This window comes from Pseudomonas pudica (genome assembly GCF_015680405.1).
In the GTDB taxonomy this organism is placed as follows: domain Bacteria; phylum Pseudomonadota; class Gammaproteobacteria; order Pseudomonadales; family Pseudomonadaceae; genus Aquipseudomonas; species Aquipseudomonas pudica.
Genome location: NZ_JADLJS010000006.1, coordinates 1 through 16,184, shown reverse-complemented (window position 1 = coordinate 16,184; position 16,184 = coordinate 1). Strand labels below are relative to the sequence as shown.

Genomic DNA, 16,184 nt, shown 5'->3' with positions numbered 1-16,184 from the left:
GGGAGCGGGTTTACCCGCGAAAGGGCCGGCACAGGCAAAGCAGATTTCCCAGGAACCACACATGCTGAAAATCGACACCCTGCACCAGTACTACGGCGGCAGCCACATCCTCCGGGGCCTGTCCTTCGAAGCCAAGGTCGGCGAAGTCACCTGCCTGCTGGGCCGCAACGGCGTGGGCAAGACCACCCTGCTGCGCTGCCTGATGGGCCTGGTCCCGGCCCGCGACGGCAGCATCGAATGGGAAGGCAAGCCGATCACCAGCCTCAAACCCCAGCAACGGGTCCACGCCGGCATCGCCTACGTGCCCCAAGGCCGCGAGATCTTCCCGCGCCTCACCGTCGAGGAAAACCTGCTGATGGGCCTTTCGCGCTTCCCCGCCCGTGAAGCTCGCGAGGTACCGCCCTTCATCTACGAACTGTTCCCGGTGCTGGAGCAGATGAAACAACGCCGAGGCGGTGACCTGTCCGGCGGCCAGCAGCAACAGCTGGCCATCGGCCGCGCACTGGCCAGCCGCCCGCGCCTGCTGATCCTCGATGAGCCCACCGAGGGTATCCAGCCTTCGGTGATCAAGGAGATTGGCGCAGTCATCCGCCGCCTGGCCGAGCGCGGCGACATGGCCATCCTGCTGGTGGAACAGTTCTACGACTTCGCCGAGGAACTGGCCGACCAGTACCTGGTGATGGCGCGTGGCGAGATCATCCAGCGGGGTCGCGGCGAAAACATGCAGGCCGAAGGTGTGCGCGGGCTGGTAACCATTTAATCTGCAAGCAACTACCCTGCGAGACGCTGTCATGAGTCATGAAATCCGCGACGCCCTGCCTTCCGACGTGCCGGGCATCCTCGACATCTACAACGACGCGGTGCGCAACACCACGGCGATCTGGAATGAAACCCCGGTGGACCTGGCCAACCGCCAGGCCTGGTTCGATGCACGGGCGCAGCAGGGCTACCCGATCCTGGTAGCGGTGGATGAGAGCGGGGTGCTGGGCTATGCGTCGTTTGGCGACTGGCGGCCATTCGAGGGCTTTCGCAACACCGTGGAACATTCGGTTTATGTCCGTGGCGATCAGCGTGGCAAGGGGCTGGGGCCGGTGCTGATGGCGGCGCTGGTCGAGCGTGCACGGGCGTGTGGCAAGCATGTGATGGTGGCGGCTATCGAGAGCGGCAATGCAGCGTCGGTGCGCCTGCACGAGCGCCTGGGCTTCGTGGTGACCGGGCAGATGCCGCAGGTGGGGGTGAAGTTTGGCCGGTGGCTGGATTTGACCTTCATGCAGCTGGTGCTGAACCCCGGGGCAGAACCGGCTTGAAACTGATGTTGCCTGTACTGGCCTTATCGCCGGCAAGCCAGCTCCCACAGAAACCCCACAGGCCTTGAGACCTGCGCCGTACCTGTGGGAGCGGGTTCACCCGCGAAGAGGCCGGGCCTGCAAACCTCAAATCTGGGTAAACCTGCCCAACCGCTGCCTCAGCATGTTGTTCTCGCTGCGCAACTGCTGCACTTCCTGCAGCAGCTCCAGCGCCAGCGCCACCCCTTCCCACTCCAGTTCCAGCTCCTGATGCAGCTTCGCCGCACGTTTGGCCAACAACGGCGCCTGATCGTCGAACAACCAGTCCTCCGGCGTTCGGCCGGAAGGTTCGACAATGCCGTGCTCGACGATTTCGATCACGCAGTCAGCCGTGATATCGGCCTCCTGACACAAGGTACGCATGTCCAGTTGAACGATCAGGGTGCTGCTCATGATCACTTACTCCATTGTGTCCTCGGGTTGAACGCAGCCTTCTCGGAAAGCTTGGCCCACAATTCGCGGGCAGCCTCATCGGATGCTGGCGGCATGACCACCTTCAGTTGCGCGTAAAGGTTGCCGCGCTCGCCACTCTTGTTGGCCAGGCCCTTGCCCGGTACGCGCAGGCGCTGGCCGCTCTGGCTGTCGGGGCGGATGGTGAGGTTGATCTTGCCGTCCAGGGTCGGCACGGCCACCTTGGTGCCCAGTGCTGCCTCCCACGGTGCCAGCGGCACAGTGATGATCAGGTCATGACCTTCGACATCGAACAGCGGGTGCGGTGCCATGCGAATGGTCAGGAACAGGTCGCCATTGGCCCCGCCACCACTGCCCGGCGCGCCCTGGCCCTTGAGGCGGATGCGCTCGCCATCGGTCACCCCGGCCGGGATCTTCACGTTCAGGGTTTTGGTAGTGAAGCCGGTGCGCTGGCCCATGGCGTTGGTCTGCGGCACCTGGAAGCTGATCTGCTTGGACTCCTTGCTCAGGGTCTCTTCAAGGAATACCGCCAGTTCTAGCTCCACGTCCTGCCCCCGCCTACCGGCGCTGCGTTGCTGCTGCCGGGCACCACCGAACGGGTTGCCACCTCGGCCACCAAAGATCGAGCTGAAAAAGTCGGAAAAATCACCGCCTTCGAAACCACCGCCACCACCGCGGCTTTCCCAGCCCGGTGGTGCCTGGAACGGTCGGCCATGCTGGCCGCCGTACTTGCGGATTTCGTCGAATTCGGCACGTTTCTGCGCGTCGCCCAGCACTTCGTAGGCCTCGTTGGCCTCCTTGAATTTTTCCTCGGCGTCGCGCTCCTTGCTGACATCGGGGTGATACTTGCGCGCCAGCTTGCGGTACGCGGCCTTGATCGCCTTGTCGTCCGCCGTGGGCTCTACGCCGAGTATCTTGTAATAGTCTTTGAAGTCCATCTATGGATCACCAATGTGAATGTGCGTGTTGCAAAAGAAGATAGGGGTCAAGCATAGCCTTTCAAGACCGCCTTGGGTTTGCTCCATGGCAGACGACCGGTCTTGATTCTGTAGCCAACTGGCATACACTGCGCGGCCGTTTTGCCTCCGGAAGCTCATTTCCCATGTCTGACGTATCCCCGGCCCGCGCCCTGGGCATCGACTTTGGCACCTCCAACTCCACGGTCGGCTGGCACCGCCCCGGCGCCGAGTCGCTGATTGCCCTGGAAGACGGCAAGATCACCTTGCCCTCGGTGGTGTTCTTCAACATCGAGGAGCGTCGCCCGGTATATGGTCGCCTGGCATTGCAGGAGTACCTGGAAGGCTACGAAGGCCGCCTGATGCGTTCGCTGAAAAGCCTGCTGGGCTCCAAGCTGATCAAGCATGACACCAGCGTGCTGGGCAGCGCCCTGCCGTTCAAGGACCTGCTGGGCATGTTCATCGGCGAGCTTAAAAAACGCGCCGAGGCCGCTGCCGGGCGTGAGTTCGAGCAGGTGGTGCTGGGCCGCCCGGTGTTCTTCGTCGACGAAGACCCGGCCGCCGACCAGGAGGCCGAGGACACTCTGGCCGAAGTGGCGCGCAAGATCGGCTTCAAGGATGTGTCGTTCCAGTACGAGCCGATTGCCGCGGCCTTCGACTACGAGTCGAGCATCAGCCGCGAAGAGCTGGTGCTGATCGTCGACATTGGCGGTGGTACCTCGGACTTCACCCTGATCCGCCTGTCCCCCGAGCGCCACTTGGTCGCCGAGCGCCAGAGCGACATCCTCGCCACCGGCGGTGTGCACATTGGCGGTACCGACTTCGACAAGCAGCTGAGCCTGCAGGGCGTGATGCCGTTGTTCGGCTATGGCAGCCGCATGAAGAGCGGTGCGCTGATGCCGACCAGCTATCACCTCAACCTCGCCACCTGGCACACCATCAACGCCCTGTACTCGCAGAAGTCGCAGCTGGCGCTGGGCAGCATGCGCTATGACATCGAGGACACGCTGGGCATCGACCGCCTGTTCAAGCTGATCGAAGAGCGTGCCGGGCACTGGTTGGCGATGGAAGTTGAGGCCAGCAAGATAGAGCTGACCGAGCAGCAGAGCCGCCACGTCGACCTCGGCCGCATCGAGCGCGAGCTGGGCGTGGACCTGTCACGGGCGCTGTTCGAAGGGGCTATCGAAGGGTTGCTGGAGCGAGTGCGTGGTAGCGTCAGCGAACTGCTGGCCAAGGCTGGCGTCAGCCAGACCCAGGTCGATACGGTGTTCTTCACCGGTGGTTCCAGCGGGATTCCGGCGCTGCGCAACAGCGTGTCGGCGATGCTGCCGAATGCGCGGCATGTGGAAGGCAACATCTTTGGCAGCATTGGTAGCGGGCTGGCCATCGAGGCGCGCAAGCGCTACGGCGTAGCCTGAGCCATCCCTTTCACCTGTGCCGGCCTCTTCGCGGGTAAACCCGCTCCCACAGGGTCCCCGCAAGCCTTGAGAGAAGTGGCGTACCTGTGAGAGCGGGTTTACCCGCGAAGAGGCCGGTACTGGTCAATAAAGAATCAGACCAGTTCGGCCCGCTTCAGCTCACTCTTCAGGTAGGCATAGTAGATCGGCCCCGCCACCACTCCCGGCAGCCCGAACGCCGCTTCGAACACCAGCATCGCCAGCAGCAGTTCCCACGACTTGGCACTGATCTGCCCGCCCACGATCCGCGCGTTGAGGAAGTATTCGACCTTGTGGATGACGATCAGGTAACCCAGCGCCGCCGCCGCCACCCAGACCGACAGCGACAGGCCGACGATGGTGATCAGGGTGTTCGACATCAGGTTGCCGATCACCGGCAGCAGGCCCAGCAGGAAGGTCAGCACGATCAGCGTCTTGGTCAGTGGCAAGTGCACGTCGAACATCGGCAGTACCACGGCCAGGAAGATGCCGGTGAAGGTGGTGTTGAGCAGCGAAATCTTGATCTGCGCGAAGACGATGTTGCGAAACGCCTGCACCAGCAGGCTCAGGCGCTCGAACAGCGCCGCCGCCAGCGGCTTGCGCCGGGAGATGTCGGGGATGCGCTGCAAGGCGACGATGGCGCCGAGGATCATGCCGATCAACAGGGTGACGAACATGTGCGCCATGCCCTTGCCCACCAGCTGCAGGTCGCTCAAGTGGCTCTTGATCCAGTCACCGATGGCCACCTTGAACTCCGCCGCACTGGCCGGCAGGTAGCCTTCGATGAACGGCGGCAGCTGGCTACGGGCGCGCTCCACAAGGGCCATGAACTTGTCCAGCGAGGCCCCGGGGTTTTCCGCCTCGTGCAACAAAAAGCTGAAAGCACCGGCAAACAGCAGGGTCAGGGTGCTGACCACCAGCGTGCCGAGCAGCGCTACAGCCAGCCAACGGGCGCGCTGCCCGGCAATCAATGGCTGCAGCCGCGGCGTGAGCATGTTGACCAGCTCGAACACCAGCAGGCCGGCCAGCAGGCTCGGCAGCAATTTCAGGGGCAACGCCAGCAACAGGCCGGCAAACACGATGATCCAGCTGGCCAGGGTGACCTGGCGGGGGGTGAAGGTCATACAGCCTCAACGGCAGACAACGGGAAAGACCCGCAGTCTGCCAGCCTTACGTCTGCAGGCATAGGCGCAGGTCATTTCTTCTTCAGGCAGTCGCTCATGAACGCTTTGCGCTCGTCACCCTTCAGGGCCTTGGTGGTGGCGTCGGCGTTGCAGGTTTTCATCTTCTCTTGCTGGGTTTGCGGCACATCCTTCTTCAGGCAGGTGCTCATGAAAGCTTTGCGCTCATCGCCCTTGAGGGCCTTGGCGGTGGCGTCGGCGTTGCAGGTTTTCATCTTTTCCTGCTGCGCGGTATTGGCAGCGAAGCCTTGGGCGCTGAACAACACCGCCAATACCAGTAAGGGGATTTGCAGCACTTTCATGGAGTAGTCTCCTTGGCTCCGTGCCCGATGCACGGGGGTCGAGCTGAGTGTAGCCAAGAATTCTCAACGCCCTGCCCGTGCCTGGCGGCGGTATTGCTCGGGCGTGCACCGGGCCTGGCGCTGGAACATGGCGATAAACGCCGAGGCGCTGCTGTAACCCAGGTCGAAGGCGATGGCCTGGATCGGCTGGCCGGCCTCCAGCGCTTCGATGGCGCGCAGAAAGCGCAGGCGCAGGCGCCATTCGCCAAAACTGATGCCCAGTTCACGCAGGAACTGGCGGGCCAGGGTACGTTCGCTTACATGCACACGGGCGGCCCAGTCGGCCAGCGGACGGTTGTCGCCTGGCTGGGCACCAAGGCCATCGAGCACCTGTCGCAAGCCTTCGCTGTGGGCAAACGGCAGGTAGCAGGCCTGGGTGGGAGCCAGCAGCAACTGGTCGAGCAGCACTTGCACCAGGCGCTGGTCGCGCTCGCCCTCGGCCACCCGCAGGTCGCGCCGGGCAAAGTCGGCGAGGATGGCCTTGAGGATGTCGCTGATCATCAGGCTGCACGGTTGCTTCGGCAGTGCGGCGCACAGGCTGCGGTCCAGGTAGACCGAACGGTAGACGATGGCCTGCGGGTTGTAGCAGCCATGCTCGGTGTCGGGTGGCACCCACACGGCGTATTGCGGTGGGGACAGGAAGTGCTGGCCGGCGACCTCCAGGTGCATCACGCCGTGGGCGGTGTAATTGAGCTGGCCCCAGGCGTGGCGATGCAAGGCGCTATGGGTGTCGGCACCGAACTCGTCGTGGCGGAAGTACACCGGGGCCGGGAGCCGGGTGAACTGAGGAATGTCGAGGTATTTGCGCGGCATGCTGTCTGCTTTGCGGGGTGGGTTGTCTGGATAGGAGTATAGGCTTGTTGACAGACAGTTGATAATGGCTGCCATCGGGGCCTGCTGCGCAGGCCATCGCGACACAAGGCCGCTCCTACAGGAACCCGCGTTGCCTTCCGGGCCTGTGCGATACCTGTAGGAGCGGCCTTGTGTCGCGATGGGCTGCAAAGCAGCCCCAATCAGTCCAAAACGAGTAAGCCGCTACATGAACTACCTGTTCCCCCTGACCGCCATCCTGATATGGGCCGGCAACACCGTGGTCACCAAGATGTCCGCTGGGGCCATTCACCCCGCCGAGATCGGCTTCTACCGCTGGCTGCTGGCCGCGCTGTTGTTCACGCCGTTCCTGCTGCCCACCGTGTGGCGCAATCGCGCGGCCATTCGCCCGCACCTGGGCAAGGTTTTCGTGCTGGGCGTGCTGGGCATGGCGATGTACCAGAGCCTGGCCTACTTCGCTGCCGGCATCACCAGCGCCACCAACATGGGCATCATTCTTTCGCTGATGCCACTGATGTCACTGGCACTGTCCATCGCCTGGCTGGGCCAGCGCCTGAGCTACGGCGCCTTGCTGGGCGCGCTGGTGTCATTTTTCGGCGTGCTTGAAGTGGTCAGTGCCGGCCACCCCGCCAACCTTCTGCAACAAGGCCTGAACAGCGGCGACTTGCTGATGCTGGTGGCCACGCTGGCCTACGCGCTGTACAGCTTCCTGCTGAAGAAATGGCAGCTGCGCCTGCCGCCGATGCAGCTGCTGTACCTGCAGGTGCTGGTAGCCATCGTCGTGCTGTTGCCGCTGTTCCTGCTGTCGGACAAGACTGGCCTGAACAGCCGCAACATTGGCCTGGTGCTGTACGCCTGTGTACTGGCCTCGATGATCGCGCCCCTGGTGTGGATGCAAGCTGTCCACCGCCTGGGGCCCAGCCGCACCACGCTGTTCTTCAACCTGCTGCCGCTGGTCACGGCACTGATCGCCGCCGTGGTGCTCGACGAGCAGCTGGCCCGCTATCACCTGGTCGGCGGCCTGCTGACCCTGGCGGGCGTGGTGCTGGCCGAGCGCTGGACCACACCGATTCGTCGCTAGAGCCCTGCCGCCTTGAGCCGGGCGGCATGTTCGGTGAACAGCCGCACCGGTTCGGCACCCTCGCCCACCGCACCAAGCGACTGATTGACGATATCCAGGTGGTCGAGCGGGTAATCGTCGCCAATCACCTGCCCCAGGTGCGAACTGAAGCGCCCGACCATGCCGTCGCAATGGCCCTTTTCCTTGACGAAGCTGCGCGCGAACAGGCGGCAGAAGTGGCTACTGCCGTCGAAACGGTTGCGCCGCTGGTCGGTCAGGCCGGGCTGCAAGGTGCCGGACCAGGAGTAATAGCGCACGCCATCGACCTCATAGGCCCCTTCCCCGCCCCAGGAATCTGGCAACCCCTGTGGATAAGCCTGGTTGAACAGTGCCACCCCGGCGCTGGTCAACGATTGGTGCGAGGCGTGTACATCCACCGGCAGCGGGTCGCGGCGCCAGCCGGTTTCCAGCCACACCAGCAGCACGGCCAAGCCATGCAGCACAGCCTTCAGGATGCGCCCCTGTGGGGAATCGCCCGGTGCCGTACGCTCCAGGTAGTCGGCCAGCTCCGAGCCATGGTTGGGCCCCGCCACCGAAGTGACCGAAGCCACCCGCCCGGGCCGCCTGGCAGCCGCATAGCGCGCGCTCAGGGCGCCCTGGCTGTGGCCGATGAGGTTGACCTTTTCCGCTCCGGTACGCAGGCAGATGTCTTCGATGATCGCCAGCAACTGCTCGCCGCGCACCTCGCTGGAATGCAGCGGCGAAACCTGCACCGGGAACACCTGCGCCCCGCCCTTGCGCAGGGCCGGCACGATGCCGAACCAGTAGGGGTAGAGCACTACCCGGACAAAACCGAGCATGCCCGGCACCAGCACCAACGGGTATCGCGTGGCCAATTCCTGCTGCATTGCCCCAGCCCCTTTCCGTGGACGACCGGCCAACACTACAGCGGCATTGATGACCATCGCAATCGAACTCCCGGCGCGCGCTGCGGTTCCAAACCACACAGACCCTTTGCAAGGAGCGGGACCATGTACAAGCAGACCCTGGCAATCCTTCTGGCAAGCGCCACCCTCGCCGCCTGCGGCAGCCGCCCGGAAAACCCGGTGGACTACGTCACCTACCGCGACGAGCCGCTGGTCAAGCAGGTGGAAAAAGGCATGACCATGCAGAAAGTCATCGCCATCGGCGGCAGCCCGTCCAACGTGATCGACCTTCCCCATGGCGGCACCTGCAACGACTACATCCTCAACCACGATGGCCACCAGCAGCCCTACTACGTGCGTTTCGATGCCACCGGCCATGTCGACGCCAAGGGCTTCAAGACTTGCAAACAACGCGAAGAAGACAGCGACGCCGTCCACGGCGCCTAAGCCTTCCAGGCCATACCCATGACCACCCTGATGTTCCAGGAGATGAACATGAATGCGACTGAATTGACCGATGTGCAAACCCTGCGCGAACGTGCCCGCCAGCATGTCGAGCAAGGTGCGGTGACCGAGGGCTACGATGCTGATCGCCAACAGATCCTGCGCCTGCTCAATGATTCACTGGCCACCGAGCTGGTCTGCGTGCTGCGCTACAAGCGTCATTACTTCATGGCCAGCGGCATCAAGGCCAGCGTGGCTGCCGACGAATTCCTCGAGCATGCCAACCAGGAAGCCGAGCACGCCGACAAGCTTGCCGAACGGATCGTGCAGTTAGGTGGAGAGCCGGATTTCAACCCGGACAACCTGAGCCAGCGGTCTCATGCCCAATATGTGGCGGGCACTTCATTGAAGGAGATGGTGCTGGAAGACCTGGTGGCGGAGCGGATCGCCATCGATAGCTATCGCGAGATCATTCAGTACATTGGAGATAAAGATCCGACTACGCGGCGGATTTTTGAAGACATCCTCGCGCAGGAAGAAGAGCACGCGGACGATATGTCCGACCTGTTGCAAGGCTTGTAATTACTGGGAGCGCTTTGCGCCCCATTCGCCGGCAAGCCGGCTCCCACAGGTATTGCACGAGCCTTTGAGGTCTGTGGAGTCCCTGTGGGAGCTGGCTTGCCGGCGATTGGGCTGCGAAGCGGCCCCCTGCTACTTCCGCTCTTTCACCACCGCCGGCGCCTTGCCCGCCTTCATCTGCTGCAGCAGCGGCGTGCACTGGTTGGGATCATCCCCACTGCTAGGCGCAATCAGCGCCAGCAACCCCGCCGCCGGCCCGGCCACCACGCCCAACGCCACCATCCCCGCCCCGCGCAACGCCAGCGGCACCGCCTGCACCCCGGCACTGGGCTTGGCGAACGCCCCGCGGACATACAGCGGCGAGCGCAGCGAGAACAGCCGCAACCCTTTCGATTCAGGGGTAATTTTAAGGTCCAGCTGCTCCGTGGCGAAATTGGCCGTGCCGTTGATGTAGATGATCGCGTTCTCGGTATCGAAAATGAACAGGCGCGTGGTCGCCAGGCCATCCTTGATACCCACGTCAGCCGCTGCACAGTTGATCTTCACATCCTCATCGCCAAACAGCTTGCCGACCACATAGTTGCCCACGTTCAACCCGGCAATCTCCATCAGGCTGCGGCTGATGGCACCATCGTTGATCAGCATGCGCAGGTCGCCATTGGCCGTGCCCAGCAAGGCGGCCACCGAGTTACCCCGGCCGGTGATATCGGCATCACCGTTCAACTCACCGAAGCTTGTCTGCATCGGCGCGAAGGAGGGGAACAACTGCTTGAGCTTGAAGCCCCGCGCCGTCAGCCGGGCACGCCCCTGCAACGGAACATTGCGGCCATCCAGACGGATCCTGGAAGCCAGGTTGCCACCAGCCACGCCAAAACGCAGAGGCTCCAGGCGCAGCAGGCCGTCTTCCAGGATCACATGGGCCGACAGGTCGTTGAACGGAAGTTGCGCGCTGTGCACGATGCGCTTGCCAGCGAAGGTGACGTCGGCGTCCATCGCGCGCCAGCGCTCGGTGCGGAACTCTTCCACCGGCAGCACCTTGCCCGCCGGCTGCTTGCTGGCACCCCCGCGGGCCTTCTGCTCGGCATTGGAGTCGGCGCCGATCAGCGGCGCCAGGTCCTTGAACAGCAACTGGTTGGACACCAGGTTGCCGGACAGCTTGGGGCGTGGCTGGCTGGCAACGAAGGCCAGGTCGCCATGGATATCGCTGTCACCGATCGTGCCGTTGAAGCCCTGGTAGTTGAAAGTCGCCCCTTGCGCCGCGTGCAGGTTGGCGCTGAGGTGGCCGTCGGTGGAATAGGCCGGGGTGTCGGGCAAGGTCACGCCGGTCAACGGGTAGAGGTTGCCCAGGCTGGCCCCGGACAGGCGCAGGCGCAGGTCGAGGGCGCCGAGGTTGCGCGGGTCGGTCAGGGTACCGGCGAGCACCACGTGGGTGTCTGCGATACGCACGTCAGCCTGCAGCGGGAACGGCTGGCTGGCGTCCTGCAGGGCCAGCAGGCCACCGATCTTGCCGGTACCGGACACCGGCTGGCCTTTGTAGCGGCCCTGGGCCTTGAGCCCGAAGGCGTAGTCCTGCGCGGCACCGGCCTTCTCGGCGCTGGCCTTGCCGACGATATCGCTGAACGGGACAGGCTTGCCCAGCGGGTCGATCTGCACCTTCATGCTGGTTTTCAGGGTTTGGTCATCGAAGCTGACATTGCCCTGGTCGAAGCCGATGGCGCCAATGTCCAGCTGCCATTTGGAAGGTTCTGCGTTTTCATCCTTGGGGCCGAAGTCGAAGACCCAGTTGGCGCGGCCATCGGCCAGGCGGGTAAGGCTGGCGGTAGGCTTGGTCAGGTCGATGCGCGGGATGCTGATCTGCTGGAACAGCAGCGGCAGCGGCGCCAGGCGGAACGCCACGCGCTCCAGGCCGACCATCTTCGGTTCCTTGAGCCACTCGGGGTTGCCCAGAGTCAGGTCTTCGGCGATGAAGTGCGGCCAGGGCACCCAGGCACGCCAGCCCCCCTCCTCTGGTTCGGTGCGCCAGTCCACGGCAAGGTTGCCATTGATCGCGAAAGGCCGCTGCAGGGCCTCGGATACTTTCTCGTTGAGCAGGGGCTTGACGCGGTTCCAGTCGAAGGTAGCGATCACCACCACCAGAATCGCCAGCAGGGTCAGCAGGCTGGTGAAGGTCCAGACGAGGATTCTGGCGGGACGCGTCATTGCGTGATTCTCCTTGCGGTATGGCACGGAACAGGTGCAACGGTGGCACTCAATATCTCGGACTGATGAAAACCCGTGGGGTTTTATCGATGGCGCCATGATAGCGAGTTTTTCCTGATCTTTTGCTCAGCAATTCGTTGCGCCAGGACATACGTGTTACCCGCAAGTATCGCTATCAAATTGCCACTTTACGACCTGAAAGGTGCTTTCTAGAGCAGCTTGCCGCCTCTATCAATACGGTCGATTGTTACCATTACCCGTATGAACTTCTCTCTGGCGTTACCCGGCGTAGCATTGGCTCCGTACCCACTTTCCAGCCCCCGAGAGGAGCACCGAAATCATGAAACGCCATCTGCTGACCCTGACCCTGTCCATCCTGGCCGCCAACGCTTTTGCCCTGCCAGCCGACGAGCAACACCTGACCGCCGAATCGCGCTCCAGCGCTGCCGAAATCGCCCAGCCGCTGAAAACCGTTGCCGAAGGTGGTGCTGATCGCCTGATCGAACGCAGTGGCCGTGTTGCCGAAGGTGGCTCTGACCGCCTGATCGAACGTAGTGGCCGTGTTGCCGAAGGTGGCTCCGACCGCCTGATCGAACGTAGTGGCCGTGTCGCCGAAGGTGGCTCCGACCGCCTGATCGAACGTAGTGGCCGTGTCGCCGAAGGTGGCTCCGACCGCCTGATCGAACGCAGTGGCCGCGTTGCCGAAGGTGGCTCCGACCGCCTGATCGAACGCAGTGGCCGTGTTGCCGAAGGTGGCTCCGACCGCCTGATCGAACGCAGTGGCCGTGTTGCCGAAGGTGGCTCCGACCGCCTGATCGAACGCAGTGGCCGCATTGCCGAAGGTGGTTCTGATCGCTTGGTTGAACTCAGCCGTGTGAGCTGATCACCATGGCCGAAAAGAACAACCTCTGTCACAACGCCTACTCCCCTCCATGCCCGGTCCATTGACCGGGCTTTGTTTTTTTAACTAGAGTGCCCAGCCTTACCGCCACAGAAGCCCGCACCATGCTGCCGCGCGCCGAACAGAAGCAACAGACCCGCCAGGCCCTGCTCGATGCCGCCTGCCAGCTCATGGAGAGTGGCCGTGGTTTCGGCAGTATCAGCCTGCGCGAAGTGGCGAAGACGGCCGGCATCGTACCCACCGGCTTCTACCGGCATTTTTCCGACATGGACGCCTTGGGCCTGGCCCTGGTTGCCGAGGTCGACACTACCTTCCGCCAGACCATCCGCCTGGTGCGCCAGAATGAATTCGAACTGGGCGGCATCACCGACGCCTCGGTGCGCATCTTCCTCGACGTGGTCGCCGCCCACCGCGCACAGTTCCTGTTCCTCGCCCGTGAGCAGTACGGCGGTTCGCAGGCCGTACGCCAGGCCATTGCCCGCCTGCGCCAGGACATCAGCGACGACCTGGCCACCGACCTGGCGCGGATGAAGCGCTGGCAGCATCTGGACAGCGCCGCGCTGGCGGTGATGGCCGACCTGGTAGTAAAGACCGTGTTCGCCACCCTGCCAGAGCTTATCGACAGCCCCGAAGCGGGTTATCCACAGGCGTTGACGCCGCAGGAAAAGATCACCCAGCAGTTGCGCTTCATCTTCGTGGGGGCGCGACATTGGCAGGGGCTCGGCAACCCGAGCTGATTGATAGCCTGTACTGGCCTCTTCGCGGCGGTTCGACGCATCGATGAACCCGCTCCCACAGGTACGGCACCGAACCTGAGGGCAGGCCGGCACAGGCTACCCACAACCCAGTTCTGCTACCATGGCGCCCTGCCCGACAGCGACGAGCGCCGAAATGTCCGACCCCCGCCCCACCCTGCCCGAACTGGCCCGCTTCAATCAGCACTTCGCCGAACGCATAGTGCCATTGTGGCAAGGCCCGGGCTGGAACGCCGACATGGCCCTGCCCTACGAGGCCCTGGACGCCCAGCACCAACCATTGCCGGTGCAACGCTACCGGGCCATGGCCTGCGCACGTCAGCTGTACCTGTTCAGCAGCCGCATCGGGCAACCGGGTGCAGCCGAGCGAGCGGCCGCCTTGTTCCGCTCGCTGCAGAAGCACTTCCACGACGCCGAACACGGCGGCTGGTTCTACAGCATCGACGCCCAGGGCAAACCGCTGGACCGGCGAAAGGATCTCTACACTCACGCCTTCATCGTGTTTGCCTGTGCGCATTACTGGGGCAAGGTGCGTGAAAACCTGGTGGAGTCGACGCTGAACGCCGCGCTGGACATCATCGACCAGCAGTTCGCCCGCGACGATGGCCTGTACGAAGCCAGCCTCGCTGAAGACTGGGCAGACCTTGCCAGCGGCCCGCTGCAAAACCCGCAGATGCACCTGGCCGAAGCCTTCCTGCAGGTGCTGGCGGTGCGTGACGACGAGCATACCCGGCAGTCGCTGCTACAACTGTGCGAGGCGCTGCAGGCACATTTCATCGAACCGGCCCACGGCCTGATGCTGGAAAAGCCACTCGGTATTGTGGATAACTGGTTCGAGCCGGGGCACCAGTTCGAGTGGTTCTACCTGCTGCATACCTCTCCGCTGCTGCGTGATACGCCGCTGCATGCGTCCATCGACCGGGCCTTCGGCTACGCCGAGCAGCATGGTGTGAAGGATGCCGCTGTGCTGGCGATGCTGGATGTGAATGGTCAGGTACTCGACGCCACCCAGCGGATCTGGGCGCAGGCGGAATACCTGCGGGCGCTGGTGTTGCGGACTGGGGGCGAAGCGAAGCTGGCCGGGCAGTTGCAGGCGCTGGAAGCGCAGTTCCTGCGTGAGGCGGGCTGGTATGAGTGCCGGGATGGCGAGGGGGCGGTTAGTCGGCATGATATGCCTTCTACTACGCCCTATCATTTGGCGACTTGCCTGGAAGGATTGCAGCGCCTGGGCTGACGTATTCGCGGGCACGCCCGCTCCCACAGGTACTGCACACCACTTGAGATGTGCACTTATCCTGTAGGAGCGGCCTTGTGTCGCGAAAGGGCTGCAAAGCAGCCCCGGCAATTTGTTTATCTGCCCTGAAACCTAGCCCTTGGTGGAGCGGTCGATCGAGAACCCTGCCCAGTCCTGGCTCACCGGCATCAGCTCGAGGCTGTTGATGTTGATATGCGCCGGCTGGTTGAGGATCCAGAAGATGGTCTCGGCAATGTCCTGCGGCTGGATCGGCTCGGCACCAGCGTAGGTCGCGTCGTATTTGGCCTGGTCACCGCCGAAACGCACCAGCGAAAACTCGCTCTCGCAAAGGCCCGGCTCGATGTTGCTCACCCGCACCCCCGTACCCCGCAGGTCGCAGCGCAGGCTCAACGAGAACTGGCCGACGAAGGCCTTGGTGCCGCCGTACACGTTGCTGCCCGGGTACGGGTAGTTGCCCGCCACCGAACCTACGTTGAGGATCGACGCCCCACGGCCATGGGCGATAAGCCGTGGCAGCAGCAGGCGGGTGGTGTACATCAGGCCCTTGATGTTGGTGTCGACCATGGTTTCCCAGTCGTCCAGGCTGCAGTTCTGTGCCGCGTCCACACCCAGCGCCAGGCCTGCGTTGTTGACCAGGCCGCGCAGCTTGTCGAAGCCGGCCGGCAGGTTGGCGATGGCGTGCTCCATGGCCTTGCGGTCACGTACATCGAGCACCAGACCATGTACTTCGGTCTTGGCCGATAGTTCGGCGCACAGGGCATCCAGGCGCTCCTTGCGGCGGCCAGTGAGCACCAGCTTCCAGCCGGCTTCGGCGAAGCGGCGGGCTGTGGCCTCGCCGAAGCCGGAAGTCGCGCCAGTGATGAATACGGTGGACGTCATGCTCTGTTCCTCACGGTAGGTTGTCATCGGCAGGCTTGCAGCATGCCCGCGCCGGGCGCTTGCAGCAACCCGCCTACAGCACTGTTCATTTTTTGATCATATTCGCCAAAGCCCCGCAGCAGAGGGCTCGGCAGCAGCTATGCGCATGTTATCCACAAGACTTTCCCCACGGATTGGGGGCAACTTGTCGACGGTGCGGAACCCTTTCAGCGACTCATGGTCGGTGGATATCTTTTCGATGCTGGCGCAAGGCTTCCAAGCATGCAGCCTGCAGCGGTCTGTCCAAGGTTTCTTCACAGGTTTATCCACAGGCTTTGCACGGGCCTTGGAATGAATGCAGGGCTTTGAAAAACCTGGAAAAACAATCCACAAGGCGCCTGTGATCAAAAAATGATCATGAAGCTGCAGGGCTTGGCATCAAAGGGCTTGAGCGAGATGCCACCATGTTTTCCACAGGCGGTTCCACATTATCCGTGGAAAAGATCGGGCCTGTGGAAACAAGGGCTTGAGATGGGGTGGTGATGCGTGAACGGAGAGGCATGTAGAAGTTGTCCACATCGAGAATGGGGCTGCTTTGCAGCCCATCGCCGGCAAGCCAGCTTGTGTCTTGAGAGGGGATTAGAATCTGAAGTGAGAGCGGTGAATGGCAAGCTGAATGCCAGAGGTGCCTTGAGCACGTGTGGG

The 16,184-nt window shown here is 63.1% G+C and carries 17 protein-coding genes; 9 read left to right on the top strand and 8 right to left on the bottom strand.

Annotated elements, in window-relative coordinates; all coding sequences use genetic code 11:
- The first annotated feature begins 61 nt into the window (after positions 1–61).
- Together urtE and IRZ77_RS06460 are read left to right on the top strand one after the other, a co-directional pair.
- On the top strand, positions 62–760 hold the full coding sequence (urtE, locus tag IRZ77_RS06465) for an urea ABC transporter ATP-binding subunit UrtE (RefSeq protein WP_013974394.1): 699 nt from the start codon (positions 62–64) through the stop codon (positions 758–760).
- A 31-nt stretch (positions 761–791) separates the two neighbouring features.
- Positions 792–1,307 carry a GNAT family N-acetyltransferase gene (locus tag IRZ77_RS06460; RefSeq protein WP_135002747.1) on the top strand — a complete coding sequence of 172 codons (516 nt, stop codon included), beginning with the start codon at positions 792–794 and terminating at the stop codon, positions 1,305–1,307.
- A 126-nt stretch (positions 1,308–1,433) separates the two neighbouring features.
- Here IRZ77_RS06460 and IRZ77_RS06455 read toward each other — a convergent pair whose 3' ends face one another.
- Both IRZ77_RS06455 and cbpA read right to left on the bottom strand, forming a co-directional pair.
- On the bottom strand, positions 1,434–1,739 hold the full coding sequence (locus tag IRZ77_RS06455) for a chaperone modulator CbpM (protein ID WP_046613277.1): 306 nt from the start codon (positions 1,737–1,739) through the stop codon (positions 1,434–1,436).
- Between the two features lie 2 nt (positions 1,740–1,741).
- On the bottom strand, positions 1,742–2,695 hold the full coding sequence (gene cbpA, locus IRZ77_RS06450) for a curved DNA-binding protein (RefSeq protein WP_135002746.1): 954 nt from the start codon (positions 2,693–2,695) through the stop codon (positions 1,742–1,744).
- Positions 2,696–2,859: 164 nt separating this feature from the next.
- Here cbpA and IRZ77_RS06445 point away from each other — a divergent pair, with 164 nt between their 5' ends.
- Positions 2,860–4,131 (top strand): Hsp70 family protein, encoded by a 1,272-nt coding sequence (locus IRZ77_RS06445; RefSeq protein WP_046613279.1) that lies wholly within the window; start codon positions 2,860–2,862, stop codon positions 4,129–4,131.
- A 134-nt stretch (positions 4,132–4,265) separates the two neighbouring features.
- On the opposite strand, the gene IRZ77_RS06440 is transcribed toward IRZ77_RS06445, so the two are convergent.
- The 3 genes from IRZ77_RS06440 to IRZ77_RS06430 form a co-directional block, all read right to left on the bottom strand.
- Positions 4,266–5,273, bottom strand: a complete 1,008-nt coding sequence (locus tag IRZ77_RS06440; protein WP_046613280.1) for an AI-2E family transporter — start codon at positions 5,271–5,273, stop codon at positions 4,266–4,268.
- 71 nt (positions 5,274–5,344) lie between these two features.
- The gene (locus IRZ77_RS06435; protein ID WP_003258250.1) at positions 5,345–5,632 is read right to left on the bottom strand and encodes a PsiF family protein; all 288 of its coding nucleotides are present in this window, start codon (positions 5,630–5,632) and stop codon (positions 5,345–5,347) included.
- Positions 5,633–5,695: 63 nt separating this feature from the next.
- Positions 5,696–6,484 carry an AraC family transcriptional regulator gene (locus tag IRZ77_RS06430; RefSeq protein ID WP_196173127.1) on the bottom strand — a complete coding sequence of 263 codons (789 nt, stop codon included), beginning with the start codon at positions 6,482–6,484 and terminating at the stop codon, positions 5,696–5,698.
- A gap of 226 nt (positions 6,485–6,710) precedes the next feature.
- Between IRZ77_RS06430 and IRZ77_RS06425 the strand changes: the two genes are divergently transcribed.
- Positions 6,711–7,583, top strand: coding sequence for a DMT family transporter (locus tag IRZ77_RS06425; protein WP_046613283.1), 873 nt, complete (start codon positions 6,711–6,713; stop codon positions 7,581–7,583).
- On the opposite strand, the gene IRZ77_RS06420 is transcribed toward IRZ77_RS06425, so the two are convergent.
- Positions 7,580–8,470, bottom strand: a complete 891-nt coding sequence (locus IRZ77_RS06420; RefSeq protein ID WP_196173125.1) for an esterase/lipase family protein — start codon at positions 8,468–8,470, stop codon at positions 7,580–7,582. The two genes, IRZ77_RS06425 and IRZ77_RS06420, sit on opposite strands and share 4 nt — an antisense overlap.
- 123 nt (positions 8,471–8,593) lie before the next feature.
- Here IRZ77_RS06420 and osmE point away from each other — a divergent pair, with 123 nt between their 5' ends.
- Both osmE and IRZ77_RS06410 read left to right on the top strand, forming a co-directional pair.
- Entirely contained in the window at positions 8,594–8,935 is a 342-nt protein-coding gene (gene osmE / locus IRZ77_RS06415) for an osmotically-inducible lipoprotein OsmE (RefSeq protein ID WP_015271980.1), read from the top strand.
- Positions 8,936–8,983: 48 nt separating this feature from the next.
- The gene (locus IRZ77_RS06410; RefSeq protein WP_046613724.1) at positions 8,984–9,514 is read left to right on the top strand and encodes a ferritin-like domain-containing protein; all 531 of its coding nucleotides are present in this window, start codon (positions 8,984–8,986) and stop codon (positions 9,512–9,514) included.
- Positions 9,515–9,643: 129 nt separating this feature from the next.
- Here the strand turns inward: IRZ77_RS06410 and IRZ77_RS06405 are convergent, their stop codons facing one another.
- Positions 9,644–11,710: an AsmA family protein gene (locus tag IRZ77_RS06405; RefSeq protein ID WP_196173123.1), complete on the bottom strand. Its 2,067-nt coding sequence runs from the start codon at positions 11,708–11,710 to the stop codon at positions 9,644–9,646.
- 340 nt (positions 11,711–12,050) lie between these two features.
- On the opposite strand from IRZ77_RS06405, the gene IRZ77_RS06400 reads away from it, so the two are divergent.
- The 3 genes from IRZ77_RS06400 (at position 12,051) to IRZ77_RS06390 (ending at position 14,600) form a co-directional block, all read left to right on the top strand.
- Positions 12,051–12,593 (top strand): phage infection protein, encoded by a 543-nt coding sequence (locus tag IRZ77_RS06400; RefSeq protein ID WP_196173121.1) that lies wholly within the window; start codon positions 12,051–12,053, stop codon positions 12,591–12,593.
- 122 nt (positions 12,594–12,715) lie between these two features.
- Entirely contained in the window at positions 12,716–13,348 is a 633-nt protein-coding gene (gene fabR, locus IRZ77_RS06395) for an HTH-type transcriptional repressor FabR (protein ID WP_046613290.1), read from the top strand.
- Between the two features lie 154 nt (positions 13,349–13,502).
- Positions 13,503–14,600, top strand: coding sequence for an AGE family epimerase/isomerase (locus IRZ77_RS06390; RefSeq protein ID WP_196173119.1), 1,098 nt, complete (start codon positions 13,503–13,505; stop codon positions 14,598–14,600).
- A gap of 132 nt (positions 14,601–14,732) precedes the next feature.
- Here the strand turns inward: IRZ77_RS06390 and IRZ77_RS06385 are convergent, their stop codons facing one another.
- Positions 14,733–15,500 carry an SDR family oxidoreductase gene (locus IRZ77_RS06385; RefSeq protein WP_135001323.1) on the bottom strand — a complete coding sequence of 256 codons (768 nt, stop codon included), beginning with the start codon at positions 15,498–15,500 and terminating at the stop codon, positions 14,733–14,735.
- Between the last annotated feature and the right edge of the window lie 684 nt (positions 15,501–16,184).